Raw genomic sequence first — 26,595 nt, forward strand, 5'->3', positions numbered from 1 at the left:
CTAGCTGCTCGGTGAGGGCGAGGGCGTGGATTCCGGCGTGGCGTCGGCAGCAGGAGCCGGAGTCGCCTCGGGAGCGCCTACCGGGATCCTGTTCTCTGCATCCAGGGCCCTCTGGAGGGCGGCAGCAATACGCTTCTGCGCTTCGCCATAGGCTGCGAAGTCACCGGCAGCCAGTGCGTCCTGCCCTGCCTGGATGGCGGCGTTTGCCTCATCCAGCGCCGCCCGCAGTTCAGCCTTGGCATCCGCTCCCCCGGGTGCGGCCGGCGCCCCGGGCTCAGCCGGAGCCTGACCGTTGTTGTCGGAGTCGCCGGCAGCAGCCCCGGAGTCGCCGCCGAACAGCTGCTTCAACGCCTCATCCAGGGTGGGCGCGAAGCCCACCTTGTCACCGAAGGCCACCAGGACGCGCTGCAGGGTGGGGTAGGACGTTTCACCGGTGGACTTGAGGTAGACCGGCTGGACGTAGAGGATGCCGCCGCCCACGGGAAGCGTAAGCAGGTTGCCGTTCAGCACATCCGAGGCTCCCTGGCGGAGCAGGTTGAGGGCCTGCGACACCGTGGGGTCGGAGTTGAACTTGTTCTGGGCCTGGCCGGGACCGGGGACCTGGATTTCCGGCGGGATCTGCAGCAGCCGCAGCTTGCCGTAGCTCTCGGCCTTCACACCGGCCTGGTTGCCGGCATCCGAGTCGGCGGCCAGGAACCCGTAGAGGACGTTGCGCGCGTTTCCGTTGACGATCTGCGGAATAAACGACGACGTCAGCTGGAAGGCAGGCTTGTCCTGGTCCGGCATCTGCAGCGACATGTAGAACGGGGGCTGCTTGACGCCGGTACTCGTATCCACAGTGGGATCATTCGGAACGCTCCAGGCGTCCTTCGTCTGGTAGAAGCTGGACGGGTTCGTTACGTGGTACTCGCCCAGGAGCTGGCGCTGGACCTTGAACAGATCCTCGGGGTACCGGACGTGGCTCATGACGTCTCCCGACATCTCCGAGTAAGGCTTGAGCGATGTGGGGAAGATCTTCTGCCATGCCTTCAGCAGTGGGTCCTGGTCATCCCACGCATACAACGTGACCGACCCGTCGTAGGCGTCAACAGTGGCCTTCACGGAGTTGCGGATGTAGTTGACCGTGCTGTTGGGCAGTGCAACGGCGCGGCCCGACGTGGTCTGGGAATCGGCAGTCGCATCCGAGAGCCGTTCCTGCTGGGAGTACGGATAGTACTGGCTGGTGGTGTAGCCGTCCACAATCCACTTGACGCGGCCGTCCACCACTGCCGGGTAGGCATTGCCGTCCACCGTCAGGTAGGGCGCAACCTTCTCCACGCGTTCCCGGGGATTGCGTTCGTACAGGATCTGCGACTCGGGATTAACGCCGTCCGACAGCAGCAGGTCCGAGGACTGGAACTTGATGGAGTACAGCACCCTGTTGAAGAACGTGCCGACGTTGGGTCCGCCGTTGCCTTCGAAGGTGTACTGGGTCTCTCCCTCACCTGAGGGCCTGTCCTGCTCGCGCGGAGGGGCCCCCTCCGGGGCACCCACGATTGAGTAGTCGGGAGAGTACTCACCGAAGTAGATCCGCGGCTCGTACGACGAATCATCTCCCAGGACGCCGGTGGACGGGATGCCCGACTGCAGGAACTCCGGCTTGCCGTCCACAGTGAACTTGTTGCCCTTGGCTGCCACGACTCCGTAACCGTGGGTGTAGACCACGTGCTGGTTAAGCCAGCCCTGCTGGTTGGTGGCTACGTTTGTGGGGTTCAGTTCCCGGACAGCAATGACGGTGTCCTGGACCTTGCCGTCCACCTCGTAGCGGTCGACATTCAGCGCCTCGGGGAAGCGGTAGTAGGGCCGGTACTGCTCCAGTTGCGCGAAAGCATCGGAAATCAGGTTGGGGTCGAGGAGCCGGATGTTCGCCGTAGTCTGCGCATCCGGGGCGAGGGCGCCGGTGCTGGCTGTGTTCGTGGCCTCGTAGCGGCTCTCCTGGATGGCATCAAGGCCGTAGGCAGCTCGTGTGTTGTCGATGTTGCGCTGGATGAATTCCTTTTCCAGCGTCTCCTCGGAGGGCCGCACCTGGAACTGCTGGATGACCCAGGGGTAGACGCCACCGGCCAGGATGGAGGTGATGACGAGCATCGCGGTTCCGATGACCGGCAGTCGCCAGCGGCCAATCACCGCGGCCACCACGAAGAGGATGGCGACGAGCACGGCCGCGACGGCGAGGATGGCCTTGGTGGGGATGACCGCGTTGACGTCGGTGTACAGCGCACCCGCCCACCGGCCGTTAGTGCTCTGTACAGTAGAGAAGCGGTCCAGCCAGAAGTTCAGGCCCAGCAGCACCAGGAAAGCGGCACCGGTCACGGCGATGTGGATCTGGGCTGCCCGGCTGGTGAAGACGCCGCGTTCCATCAACCGGATGCTGCCATAGAGGTAGTGCGTCAGGATGCCGGCGATGCCCGCAATGACCACCACGCTGATCAGGAAGCCGGTGACGAAACCGAGGAACGGCAGGACCATCACATAGAAGCTGATGTCCATGCCGAATTCGGGGTCCTCCTTGCCGAAGCCCTCCTGGTTGAAGAAGAGCAGGACCTTCTGCCACTGGCTTGAAGCGGCGCTGCCGGCGAAGAGTCCGAAGAGGACAGGCAGGCCCACCATGACTACCCGGCGGACGGGTTCCAGCTGCGCCTGGTAGCGGTTGAGGTTGTCCCGGATGTCTGAGTCCGGAGCGTAGACCGGCCTGGCGTTATACGCGATGCGGATCGCGAAAAACACCGCAGCGAACATGATGGCGAAGCCGGCTGCGAAGATGCCGATCCGGGCCAGGTTCTCGGTGAGGAAGACTTCGATGAAGCCCAGCTGCCGGTACCAGAGGACGTCGGTCCAGACGTTGGCGAAGAAAATGAAGCCCACAACCACGAGGGCAACAACGATCAGGGTGGGCGTCAGCGGGCCGCGCCGTGAAGGGGGTCTGCCTGTGGACATGGTGCTGGCGGGACGGGACAAACTGGGTACCTCATAGCTGGTTGTCAGATATTCGAAGCGTGCGTGCGGGCGACGAACTCCACCGGCCAAACTGCTGGTTTTGTCCGTCATAATTGCCACGAGTGGCGGTAGTGCTTAGTTCCTGTCGAGTCTAGTTGCGCCCAGTCTAGTTGTTTGTGCAGGCAGGCAGGCCGGATGTGTCCTGCCCGCTGCCGGCAAGTTCGACCGCTTCCCTTGCTTCTGCCAGGTTCTCCACCCGGACCACCTGCAGTCCGTCCGGGATTTGCCCTGCGACCTGCCCGCAGTTGGCAGCGGGTGCCAGGAACAGGGTGGCTCCCCCGGCGCGGGCAGCCTGCATCTTCTGCGCGATCCCGCCGATGGGCCCGACGGCGCCGTCCGGGGAAATGGCACCGGTCCCCGCAACGTGCTTTCCGCCGGTGAGGTCGCCGGGGGTGACTGTGTCGATGATGCCCAGGGAGAACATCAAACCTGCGGACGGACCGCCCACCTTTTCCAGCGAGATCTCCACATCGAAGGGGAAAGTGAAGAGGTACTTGAGCATGACACCGAGGATGAAACGGCCTTCACCGTTGTCCTTCGGCGTGATCGTCCGGGTGACTGGCTGCCCCTCCCGCTCCAGGACGACGGTGACCGGGGAGCCCTTGCCTGCGGCCAGTTCCTCCTGGATGACGGCCAGCGAGGTGATGTCCTTGCCGTTGATGGCTTTCAGGATGTCCCCCGGCTGGATCTTGCCCTCTGACGGCGATCCCTCGGAAAGGCCCGCCGCCTGAAGCTGTTGACCGAAGGGAATGTCCAGTTCATTCAGGGCAGAGGCCACCGCGTTGTCCTGCGATGTGGTCATGGCCACCGCGCTTTGTTCTTCAGCTTCCTGCCTGGTGGTGCCCGTCGGATACAGGAGTTCCACCGGATGGACGGCCTTGGCGGGGTCAAGCCATGCGGAAAAGGCACCAAGGAGGTTGACCGGGCCGTTGGGCCCGCCGGCCACGTACACGGTGGTCAGATCAAGGTTTCCGGCCGCAGGGTAGGTTTCCCGGCCGGTGACTTTGATGACCGGGGCCCCGCCGCTCTGCCCCAGGGTGTTGTAGGTGGGCCCGGGTGATTCCACAACATAAGGCACGGGAATGGTACCGACGCCGATTCCGAGCCCCAGCGCCGCCATACCCGCCAGCATCATCGCGGAAACCCTTGGGTCCCTGGGTGCGGCGCCCGCCTCCCCAGCCGGATTCCCGCCGTCGGCCGTCCTGCCGCCGTCCGCCTCCGGGGAAAAGGCATCGCGAGGGAGGTCAGGGGCGTGGTCCTCCGAAGGGTAGCCGCCACGGGTTGTAGTCACCCCATCAACACTACGCGGTGGCGGCAGCGGACAGCTCTTTGCCTACAGCGAACGCCGACGCAGTGCGGCAGACAGCCGACCATGGCCGGGGTACCGTGAAGGTTGATCAACAGTCACACCGACGATCGGCGGGATCATGACCTCCAATCCACTTAATCCGTCCAACGGCGACGATACCCCCAAGGATCCGTTGACCGAGATGCTGCAGAACCTGATGGGCGGCAAGGGGATGGAAAATTTCGATCCCGCCGAGCTCGCCAAGGCCGCCGGCCTGCCGAACGACCCCAACCTGCTGGCCCAGATGTTCTCGCAGGTCCAGGCGATGATGAGCGCCCCTTCCGAGGGACCCGTGAACTGGACGCTGGCCCACGAGAATGCCCGGCGGGTGGCAGCAAGCAGCGCCGATCCCTCAGTGACGTCCCAGCAGTCGCGTGAGGTGGACGAGGCCCTCCGCCTGGCGGAACTGTGGCTCGACCCTGTCACGGACCTGCCGGCAACGGGCCTGATCGGCCGGGCCTGGTCCCGTGCGGAATGGGTCGAGGCCACACTGGGAACCTGGAAGAGGCTCACGGAACCGGTGGCCAACAGCATCGCCAATGCGCTTTCCTCCGCCATGACGGAGCAGATGCCCGAGGAAATGAAGTCCATGATGGGCGGTGCCTCCTCCATGCTCCAGAACATGGGCGGCGCCATCTTCGGCATGCAGTTGGGCCAGGCCATCGGGGCCCTCTCAGCGGATGTGGTCAGTTCCACCGATATCGGGGTGCCGCTGGCCGATCTTGAGATGGCCCTGCTGCCCGCAAACGTTGCCGCATTCGGTGAGGGGCTGTCCCTGCCTGAAAACGACATCCGGCTCTTCCTCGCGGTACGCGAAGCTGCCCATGCCCGGCTTTTTGTCCAGGTTCCCTGGTTGCGCGGGCACCTGCTGGGAGCCATCGAGGCCTACGCCCGGGGCATCCACATCGACACCTCCCGCATCGAGGAATTGGCACGGGATCTGGATCCAAGCAATCCCGAAGGCATCCAGGAAGCCCTTTCGCAGGGCGTTTTCATGCCCCAGCGGACGCCTGCCCAGGAGCAGGCACTGGAGAAGCTGGAAACAGCACTCGCCCTTGTGGAGGGGTGGGTGGACGAACTCACGGCTGCCGCCACCGAAAAGATGCTGCCGTCCGCCGGAGCCCTCCGGGAAACCGTCCGCCGCCGCCGCGCCACGGGAGGACCGGCGGAACACGCCTTCGCATCCCTGGTCGGCCTCGAACTGCGGCCGCGGCGGCTGCGTGACGCCGCCACCTTGTGGGCCGCCCTTAAGGAAGAACGCGGCATAGCAGGCCGCGACGCCATCTGGCACCACCCGGACCTGCTGCCCACCGGGGAGGACCTGGACGATCCCAAGGGCTTCAGCGGACGCCGGAAACTCGCCGAAGCCAGCGACACCGAAGTCGATGATGCGCTGCAGAAACTGCTCAGCGGCGGATTCGACGGCCAGCAGGCCCCGGAGTCCGAAAATGACCGGCAAGACGGGTCAAAGGACGACGACGGCGGGGACAGCCAGCCGAAGGGCTGAGTTCAGCGGTGGCTGCCTGAGCAGGGACTAGTCGGCGTCGTCCGGCCGGCTTTCCTGCCCGGGCCGGCCGCTGGCGGCGGTTTCCCCGCCGGGCCCGCCGCCGTTGTCCGTGAGGCCGCGTGCCGTGGCATACGAGACGCCCTCAAGGAATGCCTTGGCGCGTTGCGTCTCCGGATACGCTTCAAGCAGCTTCCAGAAGGCGGCATTGTGCCCGGCCACCAGGAGGTGGGCGAGTTCGTGGAGCAGGACATAGTCGATGACCCATTGGGGCATGGGGCGGAGTTTGTCCGAAAGACGGATGGTCCCGTCTGCCGGAGTGGCGGACCCCCACCTCGAATTCTGGTTCGTCACCCAGCGCACCGATGCGGGGACAGCGCGTCCGGCCAGGTACTGTCCGGATAGATGGGCGGCGTGGGCCGCGAGGGCGGCATCCGAAACCGGGCGTTTCCTGCCGGCCGCGCTACGGCGTTCCCCCTGGCGCTGCAGCTTTGTGAGCATCCGGTGCACCCATTCCCTCTCCTGTGCAGCGGTGAAACGGGCCGGGATGGCAACAACCGCGGTTCCGTTTTCCCAGAATGCTGCCACTGTGCGGGTACGCCGGGCGGAACGCCTCACCTCCACGGGAGCGCCATCGGCGGTGGTAAGGGCAGCCCCAGGAGCTTGGTCACGGCTGTTCTTCGCCGCGGGGCTCCGCCTCACAGGGCAGTACTTTCAATAAGGACCCGGAGGACGTCTTCCCCATACTTCTCCAGCTTGGAAGGGCCCACCCCGGCAAGCCCGGCGAGTTCTTCCAGCGACGCCGGCCGGGCCTCGGCAATGGCTGTCAGCGTTGCATCCGTAAAAACCACGAAGGCCGGGACCTCGGCGGACAGCGCTACTTCCCTGCGCCAGCTCCGCAGCGCGTCAAAGGTCTGTTCCTCGTAACTTGGTGGACAGGCGTTGCAGCGTCCCACCTTGCGTTCAGCGCCGGTGGCGAGCATGCTTCCGCAGACCCGGCACATGGCGGGGGCCGCCGCTTTCCGGCGGGGAGCCGGGCCTTTGCCCCGCGTGCTCGAGCTTGCAACCGAGTCGGGCCGCAGGCCATCAAGGAACCGGGACGGTTTGCGGTTGGCGCGTCCGCCAGGTGTTCGGGCGGTGCTCCAGGACAGTGACAGATGTTCGCGTGCCCGCGTGATGCCTACATACAACAGCCTGCGTTCCTCGTCGACGGATTCCGGCGAGTCGGCGAAGGAGATGGGCATCAGGCCCTCACTGAGCCCCACCAGGAAGACCGCATCCCATTCCAGGCCTTTGGCGGCGTGCAGGGACGCCAGCGTCACGCCCTGGACCGTAGGCGCATGCTGGGCCAGTGAACGTTCCTGGAGTTCGTTGACGAAGTCGGCCAGGCCGAACTGCGCACCACGGGTCTGCACCAGTTCATCGGCAAGGGCGACAAGTGCAGCCAGGGACTCCCAGCGCTCCCGGAGTGCGCCGCCGCTGTGCGGAGCCGAGTCGGTGTAGCCGAGGGAGGAGACGATGTCGCGGACAAGCTGGCCAAGAGGCTCGGGGGAATCCGTCTCAACCACCGCCCTGGTGGCCGCCCGCAGCTGGAGGATGGCGTCCCGGACTTCCTTGCGGGCGAAGAACCGTTCGCCTCCGCGCAGCTGGTATCCGATCCCTGCCGCGGCGAGGGCCTGCTCGTAGGCCTCGGACTGGCCGTTGGTGCGGAACAGTATTGCCATCTCGCTGGCGGGAGTGCCGGCGTCGAGGAGCCCCCTGATCCTCTGCGCGACGGTGGCGGCCTCCGCTTCGTCGTCGGCGCATTCCGTGAACTGGGGCGGCGGACCAGCCGGCCGCTGTGCCACGAGCTGCAGGGGCGCCGCCCAGGCGGCGTCGGCAACCGGCCCCCCGCTTCGCCTGCCTCCCAGCAGATCGTTCGCCAGCTTCACTACCTGAGGGGTGGAGCGGTAGTCCCTGATGAGCTTAACCACGTTGGCCTGGGGATAACGGGCCTTGAAGTCGAGGAGGTGCCGGGGCGACGCGCCGGTGAAGGAGTAGATAGTCTGGCTGGCGTCACCCACGACGCAGAGTTCGTCGCGGCCCCCCAGCCACAGTTCCAGGAGCCGCTGCTGCAGCGGGGACACGTCCTGGTACTCGTCAACCACAAAGTGCCGGTACTGGTCACGGACGGTGGCAGCAACCTTCTCGTCCTCCTGGAGGATCCCGACAGTAATCAGCAGCACGTCCTCGAAGTCGATCACATTACGGTCGGTCTTGACGTCCTCATAGGCCTGGAACACCCGGGCCACCGCCGTTAGGTCGAAGCCGCCCGGGGTTCCCCTCCCCTGTGCGTTCTCCAGGTAGTTGGCCGGGGTCAGCATTGATACCTTTGCCCACTCAATTTCGGAAGCGAGATCCCGGATGGAGGCCCGGTCCGTGCTGAGCCGAAGCCGCCGCGCCGACTCGGCGATCATCTGCGCCTTGTGGTCCAGGAGGTTGGGCAACGTGCCGCCGACGGCCTGCGGCCAGAAGAACTGGAGCTGGCGCAGGGCCGCAGCGTGGAAGGTGCGGGCCTGAACGTTGCCCGCCCCGAGGTCCCGCAGCCTGCTGCGCATCTCGGCCGCTGCCCGGGCCGTAAAGGTCACGGCCAGCAGCCGTTGCGGCGTGTAGACACCGGAGTGCACGCCGTACGCGATGCGGTGGGTGATGGCACGGGTCTTTCCGGTCCCGGCCCCGGCGAGCACGCATAAGGGGCCGTTTAGGGTACTGGCCACCTCGCGCTGTTCAGCGTCCAGTCCGCCAAGGATGCGGTCCTCGAGGGAGGCTCCGCCGTCAATATTCTCTGTAGTCACTTCTGCTGCTTTGTGTCTCGACTACCGCATGCTTGGAGTCTGGTGGATAGGAGTCTTAGGCGGCGGCGCGGTCCTCGATCCGTCCGCCGAACCAGTGCTCAATGAGCGCCCGCGCGATGGAGAGCCTGCTGGAAATGGTGATGTCACCGCTGAGCACAGCGTCCTGGAGTTCCTCCCGGCTGAACCAGCGCGCCCTGGTGATTTCCACGCCGTCGGGCGTTGCCTCGGCATCTTCGGTGACAGCGGTAAATCCAAGCATAAGGGAGGCGGGGAACGGCCAGGACTGCGAGCCCAGGTACTGGCAGGCGCTGACGCGCACACCTACTTCCTCCAGGACCTCCCGCACCACTGCCTGCTCAAGCGATTCTCCGGGCTCCACGAAACCTGCCAGGGTGGAGTAGTTCTTCGCATCCGCGGGCCCCCCTCCTCCCAGCAGCAGCCGGCCGTCAGGCCCCACAACGGTGACAATAATCGCAGGGTCCGTCCGCGGGTAGTGTTCCGAAGAATCTGCCGGGCACCGGCGCACCCAGCCGCCCGCTTCGACGGTGGTGGGCGTCCCGCACCGCGGACAGTGGGTGTGGCCGGCGTGCCAGTTGACGATAGCGCTGGCCTCTACGAACAAAGCAGTAGCAGTTGCATCCAGGCCGGCTGCAACATCGCGGAACCCTGCCCAATCTGCTTCCGCGGGGATTCCTGCGGTGCCCGGCTCAACAGCCTCCGGCAGGACAAACAGCAGCAGTTCAGTGCCGGCAGGAAGATCGGCTCCGGGCAGGGCTGAACCAAGGTAGATCACCAGGTCGGGTGTGACCGCGGCCGCGGAGAGCCCCTGCAACAGCGCCCGTGCGCCCGCAATGAACAGGCCACCGCCGTTCACCAGTCCCTGCCTCCCGGACAGGACTATGGCCAGCGTGTCCGTTTCGGCCAGGAGTTCATCCACCATGCCCGGCCTGGTCCGCGCCACGGATCCCCGCTCCACCAGGGCCGGCGGGACCGGAAGCAGGGAATCCCGAAGGTGGTTGGCCGGCAGCAGTGCCGGCGCCCCCTGATGGACCGTTGTGGCAGACTCGGCGTGGCTCATGAGTCCACCGTACTGACTGGAACCGACAATTCACATTTCCGGCGGGGCCGCCGGGCCCCTCCCGGGGATACCCGGATTTGCACCTATCTGAAGACTCGCCGCCGGCAGACCGGTCTCTTGGACGACGGGCAATCTACCGTGGAACGGTGAGAAGAAAACCGATTGAACTGGCAGCCGTTGCAACCGCGGCAGTCCCCGGACTGACCCCAACGGCCGTTAGCTCTGCCCCGGACGATCCAGCCGACTTCGACTCCGCCCTGCTCCTGGATTCCGAGGGTAAGCGCTGGCGGGTGAGGTCGCCCCGGCACGCGGAGGCCAGCGCCAGGCTGGAAACCGAATTCCTGGTGTTGCGGGCCTTCGCTCCCGGCATCCGTGCCGAACTTCCGTTCCTGATGCCCACGGTAGCCGGCAGCGTACGGCTGGGAACCCTGAGCACGTTTGTCTACTCACACCTGGCAGGCAGCACCCGCAGCGTGGAGGAACTGACAGCAGGGCCGGAAACCCTGGCCCGTGAAATAGGAGTGGCCCTGGCCGCCATCCACGACCTGCCCCGGGCGCTGGTCAGCAACGCCGACCTGCCCAGCTACACCCCCAACGAGTTCCGGCAGCGCAGGCTGAACGAACTGGACCAGGCCGCCACCACCGGAAAGATTCCACCGGCCCTGCTGCGGCGCTGGGAACACGCCCTGGAGGATGTTTCCCTGTGGCGCTTCAATCCGTGTGTGGTGCACGGCGACCTGCACGAGGACAACCTCCTGGTGGAAGGCCAGCGCGTCACTGCCGTCACAGGATGGACCGACCTTCGGATCGGCGATCCGGCAGACGACTTTGCCTGGTTGGTGGCGTCCAACGAGCAGGACTTCGTGGACGCCGTCCTGGCCGGCTACACGGCCAGCCGCCGGGACACCCCGGACAACCATCTGCTGCGCAGGGCCGCGCTTTCCGCCGAATTCGCCCTGGCACAATACCTCGTGAAGGGGATCGCCGCCGCCGATCCAGGCATGGTTGCCGAAGCTGAGGGAATGTTGGAAACCCTCGCCAGCGATATTGCAGAGCATGGCGGGCAGCCCATCAGCGTGGAGCCCCTTCCATCCCCCGCAGTTTCAGCCGGCCCTGTAACGCCTGTGGCCCCCTCCACCGCGGAAGCTGCCGACGCAGGTACTTCCGCGTCCGACGGCGGCGCGTCCGACGGCGCTCTCCGGGCCGGGGTGCCCGCCGTAACGGTTGTTCCGGTACCGGCGCCTGTCCAGCCGGCAGTCCTTGTGACCCCCATTCCCGTAGAAACCCAGCCCGGAGCTGACAACGTCAAGGATGCGAAGGGACCGGACGACACTTCCACTGCCGCCATCTCGATCATCAACGCCAAGCAGACCTAACCGGGCGGGAGCCCTCAGCAGCCAAACTGCCGCGGCAGGCCTCAGGACGAGCCCAGGGCCGCTGCCACGATTTCCTCCAGCTCTGCCGCGGTTCCAAGATCATGGGGCCGCACCACTTGGTTGTCCGCAACGTAGAAGAAGGCCGCCCGCACGTCTTCCAGCGGGACGTTCTTGAGCCGCGCCCAAGCCAGCCGGTATACGGCGAGCTGCACCGACCTGGCCCTTAGCTGGGCGCCGGAGGGCCGGTGCCCGGTCTTCCAGTCCACCAGGTCCCAGCAGCCGTCGGGATCCTGGAAAACTGCGTCGATCCGCCCGCGCACCACCACCTCCCCAACCCGGGTCTCCACCGGGACCTCCACGAAGGCCGGTGACCGCTCAGCCCACGGTGATGCCCGGAATGTGGCCACCATGGCATCGAGGTCATAGGCCGCATCAATGTGGTCGTCCGAGCCCGGGGCTTCCCCAAGGTCAAGCATCCCGGCGTTACCGAAGTATTCCTCCACCCACGCATGGAATGCGGTTCCCTTCCGGGCTGACATTCCAGGTTCCCGAGGAACCGGCCGGCGCAGCCTGGCGAGCACTTCTGCCGGGTCCTGCCCCAGATCTACGAGTGTGGAAGCGGAGATGTGGCTCGGCAGATGGACGTCGTGGCCATTGGACCTCCTGGCTCTCCGTTCCAGCAGCAAGGCCGCTTCCCGGGCCCAGCCAGCCGCCGTACCGCCAACTCCGGCACCGTCGCCGGGCAGAAATTGGGGTTCTGCTTTTGCAGGAATTATGGGCTGCAGGTCACCTGTCCCGGACTCCAGCGCGGCCAGCACGCGGGCAGCAGCCATTTCCATGGCGACCCTGCGTCCGCGGGCGAGCCGGAGGCGCCCGCCCGTCCGGGGGTCCACGGGGCCCTCCAGTGGGTCGTACGGCCACCCGGCGACCTCGGTTTCGGCTGTCAGCGGGCTGCTCTCGGGAAGAGCGGCTTCGTCCAGCGACCGGGGATGGACCGTGGCCTGAGCCGGCGATGCCGGTGTTGGATTCACCAGGCCTTCAAGCTCGGCCAGGAAAGGTGACATGTCAGCGCGCCCGGCCCGGGATCCCACCCATGCTGCACTGGAAAGCCACAGGACATGCTTCGCCCTGGTGTAGGCAACGTAGGCGAGGCGTCGCTCCTCCGATTCCCCGTGGGCCTGGACCGCCGCCCTGAAGTCCTTTTCGGCGTCCAGCCAGCCTTTCTGGTCCGGCTGGTCCAGGTCCCATTGCGGCAGGTCCGCGCGGTCCCCCCGCAGTGGCCACGGCAAAGCGGCCGCCCCGCTGCTCCAGCGGGAGTCCTTGTCGCTGGGAAACGCTCCGGCGTTCAGCCCGGGCACAAAGACGACATCCCACTCAAGGCCCTTGGAAGCATGAACGGTAAGGAGTTGGACGGCCTCCCGGTTTACATCGCTGGGCGGCGCCTCCAGTCCGTTTTCCTCGGCAGCAGCTGCTTCCAGCCATGCCAGGAAGGCGAGAATGTCCACCCGTTGCGACGTCCGAAGGAATCCGGCAGCGGCGTCCTGGAAGGCGTCCAGGTTGCGGCGGGCCTGGTGGATGCTGGCGCCTGGGCGCGCAGCAACCTCGATATCCAGGAGCATGGCCCTTTCCACTTCGCCCAGGAGCGTGGTGAGATCGTCGCCGAGGTAGCCCCGCAACTGCCGCAGCTCCGCGGACAGCCGGCCCAGGCGGCTGCGCGCTTCTGTACTGAGGGACCTGCCGTTTGCCGACATCCACCCGTCCCGTGGCAACCAGTCCAGGGCCTCCACGAGGCTCGCGCCATCGGTGAGGTCTCCCTCCAGGATGGTCGCCTCCGCGTCCGGGGAATCATCATCGGACCGTTCCGCGACCTGGCCCCGCCTGGCTGCCAACTGCCTCGACCAGTCGCGCAAGGCCATCAGGTCGGCCGGGCCTATCCGCCATCTGGCGCCGGCCATGAGCCGCATGAGTGAGTCTGAACGGCCGGGGTCGGCCAGGACGCGCAGGGTGGCGACGAGATCAACAACCTCCGGCGTGTCCAGCAGACCGCCAAGGCCCACGATCTCGTAGGCGATGCCCCTGGCCTCAAATTGGCCCCGGATGGTCTCCATCTGTGCACGCCGGCGGCACAGAACAGCGATTGCCGGCGGCACGGGAGCGCCATCAGGCTTCAGCTCGAAGTCGGTCACGCGGTATTTCAAAACATCGTCCGCGAGCGCCGAGGCTTCCTCCACATCACTGGCAAAGCGCCCCAGCACTACGGCTCCCTGGATAGCGTGGGGGCTGGGCTGCAGCGGCGGCACATCCGCTGGTGGAGCTCCCCCGCCGCCTGCCGGTCCCCCCCGCGCCTCGGTCTTGCCCAGCGCTTCCGACATTACATTCGCCGCCGCCAGGATGGACCGCCCGTTCCGCCAGGCCGTGGTCAGGTAGGAAGTGGGCGCAGGTGCCCAGCTTCCTGGCTCCGCCGCCGGCCCCTTCAGAACGGGGAATTCACGAACGAAGTGGAACAGCTGACCGGCCGACGCTCCACGGAAACCGTAGATGGACTGGTTGGGATCGCCGACTGCCGTCACGGCATGGCCGCCGCCGAACAGGCGCGAAAACAGGACCAGCTGGGCGTACGACGTGTCCTGGAACTCGTCGAGCAGTACCACCTTGTAGCGCTGCCGCTCCATCTGTGCAGCCAGCGGGACGTCCTGGGCCACCTTGGCCGCGAGGGCCACCAGGTCACCGAAATCAAGGGCGCCGCGTGCCCGCTTCGCAGCGGTATACCGGCCCACCATGTCTGCGACGCTTGCCCTGGTCCTCAGCATGGCGGCAAGCTCGGCGGCGGCCTGCGGCGCGTTCTTTTTCTTGTCGGCCAGGTAGGGCAGCGACTCAAAGTCCGAATGGCGCGCCATCAGCCAGGCCTCAACGTCCTCTGGCTCCTGGAGGTGCTCGGCACACTCGCCGGCGAGCTGAATGACTGCTTTCACCAAGGTGGACTTGGCTGCACGGAAGTGGGCGTATTCGCCGTCGTAGGCCTCAACCACTTCGCTGGCAAGCTGCCATGCCTGTGCACCGCCGAGCAGGACCACGTCCCGTTCCACGCCCAGGCGCAGCCCGTAGTCGGAGACGATTCCGCTGGCGAACGAGTGGTAGGTGGACACCTTCGGTTCCAGCGCGTCACTGCTGAGCAGGCCTTCGGGGAAGACCTTGTTTGCAGTGTCCCCTGCGACCAGGCGTTGCAGGGCCACCAGCTTCGCCCGGATCCGGGAGGCCAGTTCGCCGGCTGCCTTCCGCGTGAACGTCACGCCGAGGACTTCCTCGGGCCTGACCCAGCCGTTGGCAACAAGCCACACCACGCGGTCGGCCATGGTGGCTGTTTTTCCCGAGCCTGCCCCGGCAATCACCAGCCGGGGCGTCAGTGGTGATGAGATGATGGCGGACTGTTCGGGGGTGGGTACATTCTTTTCGCCGAGCAGCCCTGACAGCTGTTCAGGGGTGAACCGTGCCTCCGAGGGCAGTGAAGGCCCGGGGGGAAGGGCAGCACCGGGTGCTGATTCGAGGTGTTGGAGTATCTGGAGGTTGCCGCTCATTCCGTCACCTGCCTTCCGCGCACGCACAGCGGGCAAACTTCGGGAAGTTTGCACCCATGGCCTCCATGGCTTCCCTTTGTTGGATCATGCCGTGCTTCAAACCCGCTCCCGCCCATCAACTTCGCCGCGTCCTTCACCATGTCGAGGGCCCAGTTTTCCTGCGGATCGAGCGCATCCTGCTGCTGGACGGCCGGGCTTTTCGCGCCTGTTCCGAGCTGGGCCAGCACCGCCCCGCCAGGCAGCGTGGCATCCCGGTTGTCCGGGCTGCCCGTGAAGCCGCCCGCCAGGACTGCGGCCTGGTATGCGCCCAACTGGGGGTGCCGGGAGAGTTCGCCCTTGCTGGGCTGCCGTTTCCCTGTCTTGAGGTCGACGATGACCAGCCTGCCCTCGCCGTCGATCTCCAGACGGTCCACCTGGCCGCGCAGGATGGCTTCGCGCGGTGGGGCATCGTCCACTGCCACCTCGCCGAGGGCCACCTCGAAATCCTGCTCCACTCCCGCCAGGCTGCGGCCTTCGCTCCGCATGACCAGGACGTACTGGGCGAGCTTGCGCACCATCGACTCGGCGCGCTGGAAATCAAGCCTTCCCTCCCAGTTGTCCTTCATGCCCAGTGTGGGCCAGCGCCGGACCAGCTCGGCAACGTACTCGGATCCTGAGGCGTCCGGCATGTCCTGGGCAATGGCGTGGACCAGTGTTCCCAGGCTCCGCGCAAAGTCTGCGGCCGCTTCGCCCCCTGCTGCCTGCACGAACCAGTCCAGCGGCGATTTCTGTACGGTTTCGACTTTCGACGGGGAGACGGAGATGGTGCCGCCGGGCGGGACCACGGCTGCGTCGGACGTCAGCGGGGCGAGCCCCCACCAGCTTGAGGGGTGGGCGCCCGGGACGGGCGGCTGGGCCACCGCCAGATGGGCGAGCACCCTGGCCGCTTCGCGTGCCTGTGCAGCTTCGCTTCCGTCCAGCTGGGCATGTTGCCGGAGTTCGGCAACGAGGGCCCGCAGCGTCATGGGACGTTCCACCGGGGTGAAGCCCCTGTGTTCCTGGTCCCGCTCCAGCGGTGAAATGTAATCAAGGAACGACGACGGCTGGTCGTCCTCGGACGACACAGCGGTGCAGATCAGCAGTTCCCTGGCCCGCGACACTGCGGTGGAGAAGCTGCGCAGCTCGTCATACCGGATATCGCGCAGCCGGCTCAGGGGATCGCGTTGCACTGCATAGTGCGTGCCGTGCTCCACGGCGTCGGCGTAAAGGGTGCTGCCCAGGAGCTCACCGCGAAGCCGGGTGTTGGGCCAGACTCCCTCCTGGAGCCCGGCGACGATAACGACGGGCCATTCCCGTCCTGCTGCGCTGGCCGGTGTCATGAGCTCGACGGCGTCGTCCACCTGGGCCCGTGCGGCAAGGGTATCCATGGGCAGTTCCTGGTTCAAAAGGTACTCCAGGAACTGTTCAGGCCCGGCACCGGGCATCTGGTCCACATACCGCTCTGCGGTGTGGAACAGCGCCATCATCGCATCGAGGTCACGGTCAGCACGGGCTCCGTGCGGTCCGCCGGCCAGCGCGGTTGCTGTCCAGGCCGCAGCCAGGCCGGTGGAACTCCACAGGGCCCAGAGCACTGACTCTGCGTTGGCGCCGGGCTGGAATGCTGCTTCCCGCCCGGCGTGGATCATCCGGGCGGTGCGGCGTGCAGCGCGCCCCTCAATACCAAGGGTGGCGAGGGCGCCGGGCTCCAGCAGTGCTTCGACGAGGAGTGCGTCGCTGGTGCGCCCGCCGCCTCCCAGGAGTTCTTCGCGCCGCAGTGACTGCCTGAGCCGGCGCAGTTCGATAGAGGTGGCACCCCCGATCCGGGAAGTGAGGAGGGACACTGCGGCTTCAGGCGTCAAAAGGGTCGGGTCGAGGGCGATGGCAAACGCGTCCAGGAGGGGACGTACGGCCACCTCGTCCCGGACAGCGGACTCTGCCACCGGGACCCGTACGGGAATTCCCTGCCCCGAAAGATACCGCTGGAGCTCGCTGACCTGGCCGCCGTTGCGCACAACGACTGCCATGTCCGTCAGATCCCGGCCGTGATTGATGTGCTGGTCCAGTAACCGTTGGGCCACGTACCGCAGCTCATGCACGGCAGAGGGAACCAGGTGTGCCTCAACGGCCCCACGGGGGCGGGGTTCCTCCGGCTGTTCGAGGCGCCTGGCCAGCTGCCCGCCCGCCCGCTGCGAGATCCGCCCGGCGACGTCGAGCCAGGCGTCCGACAAACCCGGCGCCAACCGGTGGGAATGCGAAAGCGGCCGCTCCAGGACCGGGGCTTCCGGGGACAGCAGCCGGGGCAGCTCGGCGACGAGGTCAGGCCGGGCTCCGCGGAAGCCCTGAACGACCGTGTCCGGTGAGGAGGCCACATAGCAGTCCTGTCCCCCGGCGATGTCTGCCAGCAGCTCGAACACGGCCGGGTTCGCTTCCTGGATGTCGTCCACGAGGATCAGTTGCAGGCGCGCGCGTTCAGCGGCGAGGAATTCAGGAGCGTCCTGAAAAATCTGGCGTGCCGCCGTGATGATCCCGGCGGGGTCGAAGGCCTCCGGCATCCGCAAATCCAAAACATCCCGGTACTCGCTGTACAGGGCAGCAGCAGCAATCCAGTCCGGCCTGCCGCACTCCCTGCCGAGCTGCACAAGGTCTCCGGCGGTCCGCCCCGACTCAATGATCCGGTCGAAGAGCTGCCGGACCTCCTGGCGGAACCCGCGGGTCTCCAAAGCGCCATCCAGGTCCCCGGGCCAGGGAAGTTCCAGACCGGGTAAGCGGTGGCCTTCAAGGAGTTCCTTGATGATGAGGTCCTGCTCAGGGCCGGACAGGAGGCGCGGCGGCCTGGACAACTGCATGACGCCCTCGGCCTTCGCGCGACGGATCAGGTCGAAGGCGTAAGATGCCCACGTCCGCGCAGGTGTGGTGCTGAGGCTCCTGTCCAGCCGGGCGGTGAAACGGTCACGCAGGAAATCCGCCGCGAGCCGGCTGGGGGCCAGGATGAGCATACGTTCGGGGTCCACGCCGTCCCGCAGTACCCGCTTGACGGCAGCTTCGATGAGGACGGTGGTCTTGCCCGTGCCGGGCGCCCCCGGAACAAGCACGGGTCCGGCGCCCTGCGGAACGTCAACTGCTGCCTGTTGATCAGCAGTAAGGGAAGGCGCCGCAGCGTGAATATGGCGCGGCGGAAGCAGGCGCAGGACGGTGGTCGCCGTCCGAACGCCGTGCCCGTCCGGGCTGCCCCCCGCGCTGTCCGCCGCTGGGGTAAAGCCGGACGCCACGTCTGACTGCGGCGCCTGACGGTATTCGTCGCGTGGTTCCGTGAAGGGAAGTGTTACTGTCACACCGACATTCCATCATCAGCCACCGACAATCCATGGAGCCGACGCTCCAGTTGCCCGGCAATGGCATCCACGCAGTCAGAATCCTCGTCTGTCGGCGACCACCGGGCAGCAGGAAGATCCACGCGCCAACGGCCCTCCCCTGTTCGCAGAAAGGCCTCGTAGGCACCGACGAGCGGGGTTCCTTCCCCGAGGTAGTGGCGCAGGGCTTCGGCTTCATGTCCTTCCGGAGCGTGTCCGCTCGCCTTAAGGACACGCCACCAGGAGACGCCACTCCCGTAATGGCTCATGGCTGACCCGACCTGGCGTGGCCCGCCCGATCCGAGCAGTTCGGCGACGTCTCCATAGGAAACCGCGGACCCTGCCGGTACCAGCCTCACAATGGCCAGCACCGCCTTCACATACTCGATCCGCATTGATCCAATGTAGCCGCAGTGGCGCTCCCAGGATTTGTCGGAGGTGCCCGTTAGCGTTGAGGGATGAGCACCTGGAACACCCTCCCCCGAGCAGCCTTCGATCTGGAAACCACCGGACGCAATTCGCGCGCGGCGCGGATTGTCACGGCCTCGGTTACCGTGGTGGACCATAAGGGCGACGTCATCAAAGAGCATGAATGGCTGGCCGATCCGGGAGTTGAAATTCCCGCTGAGGCCAGTGATGTGCATGGCGTCACCACCGAACAGGCCCGGCGGGACGGGCGTCCTGCCCATGAGGTAACCAAGGAGCTCGCCGCGGTCCTGCAGGACCTTTTCGACGACGGCGTCCCGGTTATCGCGTTTAACGCCAGCTACGACTTCACCGTGCTGGCCGCCGAGTCCGCGCGGTACGGAGTGCCCCAGCTCACCCGGTTCCCCGTCCTTGATCCCTACGTCATGAACAAGCAGGTGGACCGTTACCGGAAAGGCAAGCGGACCCTGACGGCGCTGTGCGAGGAGTACGGCGTGGTCCTGGACAACGCGCACACCTCTGCCGCTGATGCCCTGGCCACGTTGAAGGTCCTGGACGCCATGGCGGGAAAATTCCCCAAGCTGATGATGCCAGCCAGCCAACTCCACCAACTGCAGGTTGACTGGGCCGTCAGCCAGGCGGCAGACTTCCAGGGCTATCTCCGCAAGACCAAGCCGGCAGCGGTTATTGAGGGCGATTGGCCCGTCCTCCCTCCACAGGACGCAAGCACCGGCGGCTTCTAGGACTTACGCCACCACATGATGCGAGGCATGTCACACTGCTTCGCCTTTTACGCAGGACGGGGAACGGCGTCCACCCATTCGCTTGATCAGGCCCTAGTCCAGCAGTCTGGACCACGCAGGAGGGCTCCGGCCGAAGTTTCTTCGGCTTTTGCCCCGATGTCCGCATCAGATTCAACTCCCTGCGCTATGTACCCGAGGTGAGAGAATAAAGTTTTGCGGTCACCCCTGCCCTGGCCATGCTTGACCAGCACGGGGCAGGTGCCAGGCGCCACCCGCGCAGCCTTGCGGCCCGGTTGACTTATGACTCAATGAAAGTGACAACCTGATGAAAATCAAAGCGATGAAGTGGTTCACTACCGCTCCCGTTGCAATCGCCCTCGCTGTTTCCCTGGCAGCCTGCGGCTCAGGATCCTCGCAGCCCAGCGGTACCCCTACTGATGCCCTCGCCGGCAGCGACCAGCAGACGCTGGACAAGTACACCACCGCCGACGTCACCCCGATCGACGAGATCGACAAGACCAAACTCGGCCTCAACACCGAAGGCACGCTCGAAGTGGGCACCCTCTCGGACGCCCCGCCCAACATCTTCATCGACCCCTCGGGCAAGTTCACCGGCTACGACAACGAACTGCTGCGCGCCATCGCCGGCAAGCTCGGCCTCGAGGTCGAATTCGTTGCCACCGACTTCTCGGCCCTCCTCTCCCAGGTACAGACCAAGCAGTTCGATGTCGGGTCCTCTTCCATCTCCACCACCGAGGCGCGCCGCCAGAATGTTGGCTTCACCAACGGCTACGACTTCGGTTTCATGGCCGTTGTTGCCAAGTCCGACGGCGACGTCAAGGGCTTCGACGACCTGACCTCCGACCTGCGTATCGGCGTGGTCCAGGGCACCGTGCAGGACGACTACGTCACCAACACCCTGGGCATGGAGCCGATCCGCTTCCCGGACTACGCCACCGTTTATGCCAACGTGCGCAACGGCCAGGTGGACGCCTGGGTGGCACCGTCCCAGCAGGCCGAGGGCCAGGTAAAGGAAGGCGACGGCACTTCCATCGTCGAATCCAAGGTCAACACGGAGAACTTCACCGCCTACGCCGTGGCCAAGGACAACCAGCCGCTGATCGATGCTTTGAACTCCGGCCTTGACGCGGTCATCGCCGACGGGACCTGGTCCAAGCTGACCAAGGAATGGTACCCGGACCGTGAGATGCCGAGTGACTGGAAGCCGGGCAGCAAGGCCGCCACGGTTCCCCAGAGCTGATTGAGCCGGGACGTTCATGGATCTCCTGGATCAGCTTGCCGACACCTTCTTCAACTGGGAGGAAATGGCGAAAGTCATTCCCGCCCTGCTCATGGTGGGCCTGCCCAACACCCTGATTCTGGCTGTGGCATCGGGCATCTTAGGCTCCCTCCTGGGGTTGCTGCTGGCGATGATGGGTATCTCACGCAATGCCGGAGCCCGCTGGGCTGCACGCATCTATACGGATATTTTCCGGGGTCTCCCAGCCATCCTCGTGATTCTGGTGATCGGCATCGGGCTGAGCCCGATCGCCCGCGAAATCACTGGGTCACGGAACCCATATCCGTTGGGCATCCTGGCCCTGACCTTGATCGCCGCCGCCTATATCGGCGAAATTTTCCGGTCAGGTATCCAGAGTGTTGAAAAGGGACAGTTGGAGGCCTCCAGGGCGCTCGGATTCAGCTACGGCAGTTCCATGCGCCTGGTGGTGGTGCCGCAAGGCATCCGCCGGGTTCTTCCGGCCCTGGTGAACCAGTTCATCTCGCTGTTGAAGGATTCCTCGCTGGTGTTCATGCTGGGCCTGGCCGCCTCCGACCGGGAAATCTTCCGGATCGGAAACGACGCAATGGCCAACACAGGCAACCTCTCGCCGCTGGTAGCGGCAGGCGTCCTGTACCTGATCCTGACCGTCCCGCTCACCCACTTCGTAAACTTCATCGACCACCGGCTGCGTACCGGCAAGCCGGAGAAGAAGGAACCCGATGAGCTGGCGGCACCTATCGGCAAGGGGGCACACGCATGACGGAATTTGCTTCCGGAACCCTGACCGGGAAAAACCTGCACCTCTCCTTCGGCCACAACCACGTTCTCCGCGGCATTGACCTGCATGTGGAGAAGGGGACCACGGCTTCGGTGATCGGCCCCTCCGGGTCCGGGAAGTCAACCCTGTTGCGGGTCATGAACCGGCTCATCGAACCGGATCAGGGTGACATCCTGCTGGATGGCCGTTCGGTCCTGAAGGACAACCCGGACGGGCTCCGGCAGCGGATTGGCATGGTGTTCCAGCAGTTCAACCTGTTCCCGCACAAAACGGTGGTGGACAATGTTTCGCTGGCCCTTCGCAAGCTCCGGAAGTTGCCCAAGGACCAGGCACGTGCCGAAGCCCTGGAGCAGCTGGACCTTGTGGGCCTGAAGCACAAGGCCGATGCCCGCCCCGCCAATCTCTCCGGCGGCCAGCAGCAGCGCGTGGCGATTGCCCGTGCACTGGCCATGAAGCCGGAGGTCATGTTCTTCGATGAGGCCACATCGGCACTGGACCCTGAGCTGGTCAAGGGTGTCCTGGCACTGATGGCGGACCTCGCGAAGGGTGGCATGACCATGGTTGTGGTGACCCACGAAATGGGCTTCTCCCGCAACGTGTCCGACACTGTAACGTTTATGGACGCCGGCGTCGTTGTGGAGTCAGGGCCTCCGGAGCAGGTGTTCACGGCACCCCGCACGGACCGGCTCAAGGGCTTCCTCTCGGACGTCCTCTAGGCACACAGACAGAAATCCCCGCCTTTCAGACTTTCCCCCTCATATGCAGCGGGGATGTGTCCGGAAGGCGGGGATTTTTTGTGCCGGGGTGAGTGCCCGGCGTCCGGGCTAGCCTTGGGCGGCCGCGGCTGCCTTTGCTGCCGCCGGAAGGGCGTCGAAGATCCGGTTCATGGCGGCGTCGTCGTGCGCAGCAGAGAGGAACCATGCTTCGAAGACCGACGGCGGCAGGTACACGCCTGACTCCAGCATCGAGTGGAAGAAGGGTGCGTAGCGGAACGCCTCCTGGGCCTGGGCGTCCGCGTAATTGTGGACACCGTGCACCGAGGTTCCGAACGCCACCGAGAACAGGTTCCCGGCGAACTGGATGGAGTGGTCCACCCCCGCCGCATCAAGGGCTGTGGACACGGCGGACGAGAGTTCCAGGGACCGGACGTCGATGAACGAGTACACGTCGTGGGTGGCGTGTGTCAGCGTGGCTACACCGGCTGCCATCGCCACCGGGTTTCCCGAGAGCGTTCCGGCCTGGTAGACCGGTCCCGTCGGGGCCAGGTGATCCATGACGTCGGCGCGTCCGCCGAGTGCCGCCGTCGGCATCCCGCCGCCGATGACCTTGCCGAAGGTCAGCAGGTCCGGGGTCCAGGGTTCCGCGGCGTCCGATGCGCCGCCGGTGAGGCCCCAGTAGCCGGAGTAGCCGGTGCGGAAGCCGGTCAGCACCTCGTCCACGATGAGCAGCGCGCCATGCTCGCGGGTGATGCGGGAGAGGCCCAGGTTGAAGCCATCCTCGGGAGTCACAACGCCCATGTTGGCCGGTGCGGCCTCGGTGATGACTGCCGCAATATTGGGCCCGTGGGTAGCGAAGGCTTCCTTGACGGCCGCGAGGTCGTTGTACGGAAGCACCAGGGTTTCGGCCGTGGTGGCCTCGGTGACACCGGCTGAGCCGGGAAGGGCCAGCGTGGCCACGCCCGAGCCTGCTGACGCCAGGAGGCTGTCCAGGTGGCCGTGGTAGCAGCCGGCGAACTTGATGATCAGGTTGCGTCCGGTGAAGCCGCGGGCCAGCCGGACGGCGGTCATGGTGGCTTCGGTGCCGGTGGACACCATCCGCAGGCGCTCGACGGCGGGAACGCGCTCCTGGACGATGGCGGCCAGGTTTGCCTCATCCGGCGTGGAGGCGCCAAAGGAGAGGCCGCGGTCCACGGCGGCGTGGACCGCGTCCAGGACAGCCGGGTGCGCGTGCCCCAGCAGCGCCGGGCCCCAGGAGCAGACCAGGTCCACGTATTCCTTGCCGTCGGCGTCCGTCAGGTACGGCCCCTTGGCGGCGACCATGAAGCGCGGGGTCCCGCCCACGGATCCGAAAGCGCGGACCGGCGAATTGACCCCGCCCGGCATCAGTTGGCGGGCGCGGTCGAAGAGTGCCTCGTTGCGAGGGTTGCTGGAAGTCATGGTTCCTATTCTCTCAGTCAGCCGGCCGGTTAGTTGCCGAGCAATTCAGACACCTTGGGCGCCACAGCAGTACCCATGAGCTCGATGCACCGCATCATGGCAGCATGCGGCAAAGCCCCGCTGCTGTACTTGAGGTCGAAGCGGTCAACCCCAAGGTTCTGCTTCAGCAGGACGATCTTTCGGGCCACTGTCTCCGGTGATCCGACGTAGAGGGCTCCTTCCGGGGCGCACATGGCGTCGAACTCCGGCCGTCCGGCCGGTCCCCAGCCGCGTTCGGCCCCGAGCCGGTTCCGCAGCTTGAGCCAGTGCGGAAAGAACTCTTCCCTGGCCTCTTCGTCGGTGGGGGCAACGTGCCCCGGGGAATGCGTGGCCATCGGCTGCATCGGGTGCCCGTACTTGGACATCGCCTCGCGGTACAGGTCTGCCAGCGGTTGGAATGCCCGCGGCTGGCCGCCGATGATCGCGAAGATGATGGGATAGCCGTACTGCGCGCAGCGGAGCACGGACTCCGGGGTTCCGCCGACGCCGATCCACGCAGGCAGCAAGTGGTGTTCCAGGGGCGGGTAGACGCTGAGTCCGTGGAGCGGGGGCCGGGTGCGGCCTTCCCAGTGCACCGGCTTCTGCGCCCGCACCTTGTCGAACAATGCGAGCTTCTCTTCGAACAGCAGCTCGTAGTCGGCCAGGTCCAGTCCGAAGAGCGGGAAGGATTCAACGAAGGACCCGCGGCCCAGCATCGCCTCGGCCCGGCCGTTGGAGATGGCGTCCAGGGTTGAGAAGCGCTGGAACACGCGGATGGGATCGTCGGAGCTGAGGACGGTGACCGCCGAGCCGAGCCGGATCTGCTGCGTCCGGGCGGCGGCTGCGGCCAGGAAGACCTCCGGAGCGGAGACTGCGTAGTCCTTGCGGTGGTGCTCCCCCACCCCAAAAGCGTGGAGTCCGACGGCGTCCGCCAGCTCAGCCTGTTCCAGCAGCTGGCGCAGGACTTCGGCATGCGGCTGCGGGCTGCCGTCGGGTTTCTCACCTACGTCGCCGAAGGTGTTGAGGCCGAGCAGGATCCGGTCCTTGCCCACGGGCGCGATGGGGTTCTGCCAGTGAACTCCCGGGGAGGCTTCGCCGTCCCCCGGGGCCGCCTCCCGGCTCATCTGGATTCCTTCAGCCAGCCGGCCAGCTCCGCCGCCCAGTAGGTCAGCACCATGTTGGCGCCCGCCCGGCGGATCCCCAGCACCGACTCGGTAATCGCTGCCCGCCGGTCGATCCAGCCGTTGGCCGCTGCCGCTTCGATCATGGCGTACTCGCCGGAGATTTGATAGGCCGCGACCGGCACAGGGCTCATCGCGGCAACGTCGGCCACAATGTCCAGGTAGCTCATGGCCGGTTTGACCATCACGATGTCAGCGCCCTCGGCCAAGTCCAGCTCCACCTCGCGCAGGGCCTCTGTGCGGTTGCCCGCGTCCATCTGGTACGTCCGCCGGTCGCCCTTGAGCTGCGAATCGACGGCCTCACGGAACGGGCCATAGAACGCGGATGCGTATTTCGCGGCGTAGGCGATGACCGACGTGTTGGTGTGGCCGGCCTGGTCCAGCGCGCTCCGGATGGCCGCGATCTGTCCGTCCATCATGCCGGAGGGACCCAGCATGTGGGCGCCGGCGTCCGCCTGTGCCACGGCCATCCGGGCGTAGATATCCACGGTCCGGTCGTTGTCCACGTACCCGTCGCCGTCCACCACCCCGCAGTGGCCGTGGTCGGTGAATTCGTCCAGGCACACGTCGCTCATGATGACCAGGTCGTCTCCTACCTCCGCCCGAACGTCCCGGATGGCCTTGTTCAGCACACCCTCCGGGTCAAGGGAGGCCGAGCCTTCGGCGTCGCGGGTTTCCGGGATGCCGAACAGCATGATCCCGCCCAGTCCCAGCTCAACAGCCTCAGCGGCCGCCCGCTTAAGGGTGTCCGTGGTGTGCTGGACAACGCCCGGCATGGAGGAAATCGGGTTTGGCCCGGCCAGGCCTTCCCTGATGAAAGCCGGAAGGATGAGCTCGGCCGGTGCCAGGCGTGTTTCAGCGGTAAGCCGGCGCATGGCAGGAGTGGTGCGCAGGCGGCGGGGGCGCTGGCTGGGATATGTCATGGTCCTGTCCTTCACGTTGTTTCAGGTTGGGGTGCTTGTGCCGGGATTCGTGCACGGAGGTCAGTGCGGCGCCGCGCGGCCGTCCGGCTCTGCCGGGAAACGGGCTGTTGCAAGGGCGGCTTCGACGGCGGCTACAAGTCCTTCCGGGGTAGGCTCGGCGGCCACCGCGGCCACCTTCAGGCCAAGCGCGGCGGCCTGTTCCGCCGTCGAACGCCCGATCACCACCAGGCGGCAGCCGTGCAATGGCGAGAGGCCGGCGATGCGCCGCACGGCGCTGGGTGAGGCTGCCAGTACCGCGTTGATGCTTCCGTCCGAGATCCCGGCGCTGGCTGCGGCCGGCGAGAGCAGCGAGTACGACGGCGTAACCTGGCCGGCAGCACCGTCTTCCGCGGGCACAGCAAGCCTTCGCTCAGCGGCCGCCGGGTAATCGACCGTCCGGTAGGCCGTCACCACCGTGACGTCGCTGCCCGCCGCCGACAGTCCCTGGGCCAGCCGGGGGGCCGCAATATCGGCCTGCGGCAGCAATACCCTGCCTCCGCCTGGCCAGGTATCGAGCATCCCGGCGGCGGACTGCTCGTCCGAAGGCGTTAAGTGCACGGTCAGCCCGTTCGTTTCCAACAGCCTGCAGGTGGCAGGCCCGACGGCCGCGATCCGGGTGCCTGCTGGAACCAGCTGGTTCAGCGCAAGGCCGCGTTCCTTAGCCTTGCCCAGGAGTACATGGACTGTGGTGGCGCTCGTAACCATCAGCCAGTCGAAAGCTCCGGCCCCCAGCGCGTCGCAGGCAACATCAAGGGAATGCTGGTCTGCCGCACGCTCGAAGTCGATGAGCGGCAGGAGAAGGGCGCTGGCTCCAGCCTTCTCCAGTGCAGCCACAAGCGCCAGTGAGCGTTCGGGGCTGCGCGTGATCAGGACCCGGGCTCCGTCCAGCGGACTGCCCGGCCCTGCTGCACGGGAGACCAATCCCATGGG

General features: G+C 66.1%; 18 protein-coding genes. 6 read left to right on the forward strand and 12 right to left on the reverse strand.

Going from position 1 to position 26,595, the window contains the following annotated elements:
• Both NXY83_RS13405 and NXY83_RS13410 read right to left on the reverse strand, forming a co-directional pair.
• Positions 1 to 2,976 carry a UPF0182 family protein gene (locus NXY83_RS13405; RefSeq protein ID WP_258802701.1) on the reverse strand — a complete coding sequence of 992 codons (2,976 nt, stop codon included), beginning with the start codon at positions 2,974 to 2,976 and terminating at the stop codon, positions 1 to 3.
• Between the two features lie 166 nt (positions 2,977 to 3,142).
• The gene (locus NXY83_RS13410) at positions 3,143 to 4,327 is read right to left on the reverse strand and encodes a YlbL family protein (RefSeq protein ID WP_258802702.1); all 1,185 of its coding nucleotides are present in this window, start codon (positions 4,325 to 4,327) and stop codon (positions 3,143 to 3,145) included.
• 136 nt (positions 4,328 to 4,463) lie between these two features.
• Here NXY83_RS13410 and NXY83_RS13415 point away from each other — a divergent pair, with 136 nt between their 5' ends.
• The gene (locus NXY83_RS13415; protein ID WP_258802703.1) at positions 4,464 to 5,891 is read left to right on the forward strand and encodes a zinc-dependent metalloprotease; all 1,428 of its coding nucleotides are present in this window, start codon (positions 4,464 to 4,466) and stop codon (positions 5,889 to 5,891) included.
• Positions 5,892 to 5,918: 27 nt separating this feature from the next.
• Here NXY83_RS13415 and NXY83_RS20910 read toward each other — a convergent pair whose 3' ends face one another.
• From NXY83_RS20910 to nudC, 3 genes are read right to left on the reverse strand one after another with little or no spacing between them, the layout of a single operon-like run.
• Positions 5,919 to 6,590 (reverse strand): M48 family metallopeptidase, encoded by a 672-nt coding sequence (locus NXY83_RS20910; protein WP_309484078.1) that lies wholly within the window; start codon positions 6,588 to 6,590, stop codon positions 5,919 to 5,921.
• The gene (locus tag NXY83_RS13425; RefSeq protein WP_258802704.1) at positions 6,587 to 8,722 is read right to left on the reverse strand and encodes an ATP-dependent DNA helicase UvrD2; all 2,136 of its coding nucleotides are present in this window, start codon (positions 8,720 to 8,722) and stop codon (positions 6,587 to 6,589) included. The genes NXY83_RS20910 and NXY83_RS13425 overlap by 4 nt, the downstream gene beginning before the upstream one ends.
• A 55-nt stretch (positions 8,723 to 8,777) precedes the next feature.
• Positions 8,778 to 9,800: an NAD(+) diphosphatase gene (nudC, locus tag NXY83_RS13430; RefSeq protein ID WP_258802705.1), complete on the reverse strand. Its 1,023-nt coding sequence runs from the start codon at positions 9,798 to 9,800 to the stop codon at positions 8,778 to 8,780.
• A gap of 146 nt (positions 9,801 to 9,946) precedes the next feature.
• On the opposite strand from nudC, the gene NXY83_RS13435 reads away from it, so the two are divergent.
• Positions 9,947 to 11,176 (forward strand): macrolide 2'-phosphotransferase, encoded by a 1,230-nt coding sequence (locus NXY83_RS13435; RefSeq protein ID WP_258802706.1) that lies wholly within the window; start codon positions 9,947 to 9,949, stop codon positions 11,174 to 11,176.
• A gap of 41 nt (positions 11,177 to 11,217) precedes the next feature.
• On the opposite strand, the gene NXY83_RS13440 is transcribed toward NXY83_RS13435, so the two are convergent.
• The 3 genes from NXY83_RS13440 to NXY83_RS13450 all read right to left on the reverse strand — a co-directional run bounded on the left by NXY83_RS13440 (position 11,218) and on the right by NXY83_RS13450 (position 18,514).
• Positions 11,218 to 14,751, reverse strand: a complete 3,534-nt coding sequence (locus tag NXY83_RS13440; protein WP_258802707.1) for an ATP-dependent helicase — start codon at positions 14,749 to 14,751, stop codon at positions 11,218 to 11,220.
• Positions 14,748 to 17,957, reverse strand: a complete 3,210-nt coding sequence (locus tag NXY83_RS13445) for an ATP-dependent helicase (protein WP_397427603.1) — start codon at positions 17,955 to 17,957, stop codon at positions 14,748 to 14,750. The genes NXY83_RS13440 and NXY83_RS13445 overlap by 4 nt, the downstream gene beginning before the upstream one ends.
• A 140-nt stretch (positions 17,958 to 18,097) precedes the next feature.
• Positions 18,098 to 18,514 (reverse strand): MGMT family protein, encoded by a 417-nt coding sequence (locus NXY83_RS13450; protein WP_258802709.1) that lies wholly within the window; start codon positions 18,512 to 18,514, stop codon positions 18,098 to 18,100.
• A 63-nt stretch (positions 18,515 to 18,577) separates the two neighbouring features.
• Here NXY83_RS13450 and NXY83_RS13455 point away from each other — a divergent pair, with 63 nt between their 5' ends.
• The 4 genes from NXY83_RS13455 to NXY83_RS13470 all read left to right on the forward strand — a co-directional run bounded on the left by NXY83_RS13455 (position 18,578) and on the right by NXY83_RS13470 (position 22,064).
• Positions 18,578 to 19,288 (forward strand): 3'-5' exonuclease, encoded by a 711-nt coding sequence (locus NXY83_RS13455; RefSeq protein WP_258802710.1) that lies wholly within the window; start codon positions 18,578 to 18,580, stop codon positions 19,286 to 19,288.
• 325 nt (positions 19,289 to 19,613) lie between these two features.
• Positions 19,614 to 20,549, forward strand: a complete 936-nt coding sequence (locus NXY83_RS13460) for an ABC transporter substrate-binding protein (RefSeq protein ID WP_258802711.1) — start codon at positions 19,614 to 19,616, stop codon at positions 20,547 to 20,549.
• Between the two features lie 16 nt (positions 20,550 to 20,565).
• Positions 20,566 to 21,330: an amino acid ABC transporter permease gene (locus NXY83_RS13465; protein WP_258802712.1), complete on the forward strand. Its 765-nt coding sequence runs from the start codon at positions 20,566 to 20,568 to the stop codon at positions 21,328 to 21,330.
• Entirely contained in the window at positions 21,327 to 22,064 is a 738-nt protein-coding gene (locus NXY83_RS13470; protein ID WP_258802713.1) for an amino acid ABC transporter ATP-binding protein, read from the forward strand. Before NXY83_RS13465 ends, NXY83_RS13470 begins: the two co-directional genes overlap by 4 nt.
• A gap of 108 nt (positions 22,065 to 22,172) precedes the next feature.
• Here NXY83_RS13470 and hemL read toward each other — a convergent pair whose 3' ends face one another.
• From hemL to NXY83_RS13490, 4 genes are read right to left on the reverse strand one after another with little or no spacing between them, the layout of a single operon-like run.
• The gene (gene hemL / locus NXY83_RS13475) at positions 22,173 to 23,504 is read right to left on the reverse strand and encodes a glutamate-1-semialdehyde 2,1-aminomutase (RefSeq protein WP_258802714.1); all 1,332 of its coding nucleotides are present in this window, start codon (positions 23,502 to 23,504) and stop codon (positions 22,173 to 22,175) included.
• A gap of 29 nt (positions 23,505 to 23,533) precedes the next feature.
• The gene (locus NXY83_RS13480; protein WP_258802715.1) at positions 23,534 to 24,646 is read right to left on the reverse strand and encodes an LLM class flavin-dependent oxidoreductase; all 1,113 of its coding nucleotides are present in this window, start codon (positions 24,644 to 24,646) and stop codon (positions 23,534 to 23,536) included.
• A complete protein-coding gene (hemB, locus tag NXY83_RS13485) occupies positions 24,643 to 25,626 on the reverse strand; it encodes a porphobilinogen synthase (protein ID WP_258802716.1) in 984 nt (327 codons plus the stop codon). Before hemB ends, NXY83_RS13480 begins: the two co-directional genes overlap by 4 nt.
• A gap of 60 nt (positions 25,627 to 25,686) precedes the next feature.
• Positions 25,687 to 26,592 (reverse strand): uroporphyrinogen-III synthase, encoded by a 906-nt coding sequence (locus tag NXY83_RS13490; protein WP_258802717.1) that lies wholly within the window; start codon positions 26,590 to 26,592, stop codon positions 25,687 to 25,689.
• Positions 26,593 to 26,595 lie beyond the last annotated feature (3 nt).

It is taken from the genome of Pseudarthrobacter sp. NS4, from assembly GCF_024758005.1.
Lineage (GTDB): Bacteria > Actinomycetota > Actinomycetes > Actinomycetales > Micrococcaceae > Arthrobacter.

What these genes read in the sequence shown, in the direction of transcription:
- NXY83_RS13405 (WP_258802701.1), bottom strand. Translation starts at nt 2,976, where the DNA reads ATGTCCACAGGCAGACCCCCTTCACGGCGCGGCCCGCTGACGCCCACC.
- NXY83_RS13415 (WP_258802703.1), top strand. Translation starts at nt 4,464, where the DNA reads ATGACCTCCAATCCACTTAATCCGTCCAACGGCGACGATACCCCCAAG.
- nudC (WP_258802705.1), bottom strand. Translation starts at nt 9,800, where the DNA reads ATGAGCCACGCCGAGTCTGCCACAACGGTCCATCAGGGGGCGCCGGCA.
- NXY83_RS13440 (WP_258802707.1), bottom strand. Translation starts at nt 14,751, where the DNA reads ATGAGCGGCAACCTCCAGATACTCCAACACCTCGAATCAGCACCCGGT.
- NXY83_RS13450 (WP_258802709.1), bottom strand. Translation starts at nt 18,514, where the DNA reads ATGCGGATCGAGTATGTGAAGGCGGTGCTGGCCATTGTGAGGCTGGTA.
- NXY83_RS13455 (WP_258802710.1), top strand. Translation starts at nt 18,578, where the DNA reads ATGAGCACCTGGAACACCCTCCCCCGAGCAGCCTTCGATCTGGAAACC.
- NXY83_RS13460 (WP_258802711.1), top strand. Translation starts at nt 19,614, where the DNA reads ATGAAAATCAAAGCGATGAAGTGGTTCACTACCGCTCCCGTTGCAATC.
- NXY83_RS13465 (WP_258802712.1), top strand. Translation starts at nt 20,566, where the DNA reads ATGGATCTCCTGGATCAGCTTGCCGACACCTTCTTCAACTGGGAGGAA.
- NXY83_RS13470 (WP_258802713.1), top strand. Translation starts at nt 21,327, where the DNA reads ATGACGGAATTTGCTTCCGGAACCCTGACCGGGAAAAACCTGCACCTC.
- hemL (WP_258802714.1), bottom strand. Translation starts at nt 23,504, where the DNA reads ATGACTTCCAGCAACCCTCGCAACGAGGCACTCTTCGACCGCGCCCGC.
- NXY83_RS13480 (WP_258802715.1), bottom strand. Translation starts at nt 24,646, where the DNA reads ATGAGCCGGGAGGCGGCCCCGGGGGACGGCGAAGCCTCCCCGGGAGTT.
- hemB (WP_258802716.1), bottom strand. Translation starts at nt 25,626, where the DNA reads ATGACATATCCCAGCCAGCGCCCCCGCCGCCTGCGCACCACTCCTGCC.
- NXY83_RS13490 (WP_258802717.1), bottom strand. Translation starts at nt 26,592, where the DNA reads ATGGGATTGGTCTCCCGTGCAGCAGGGCCGGGCAGTCCGCTGGACGGA.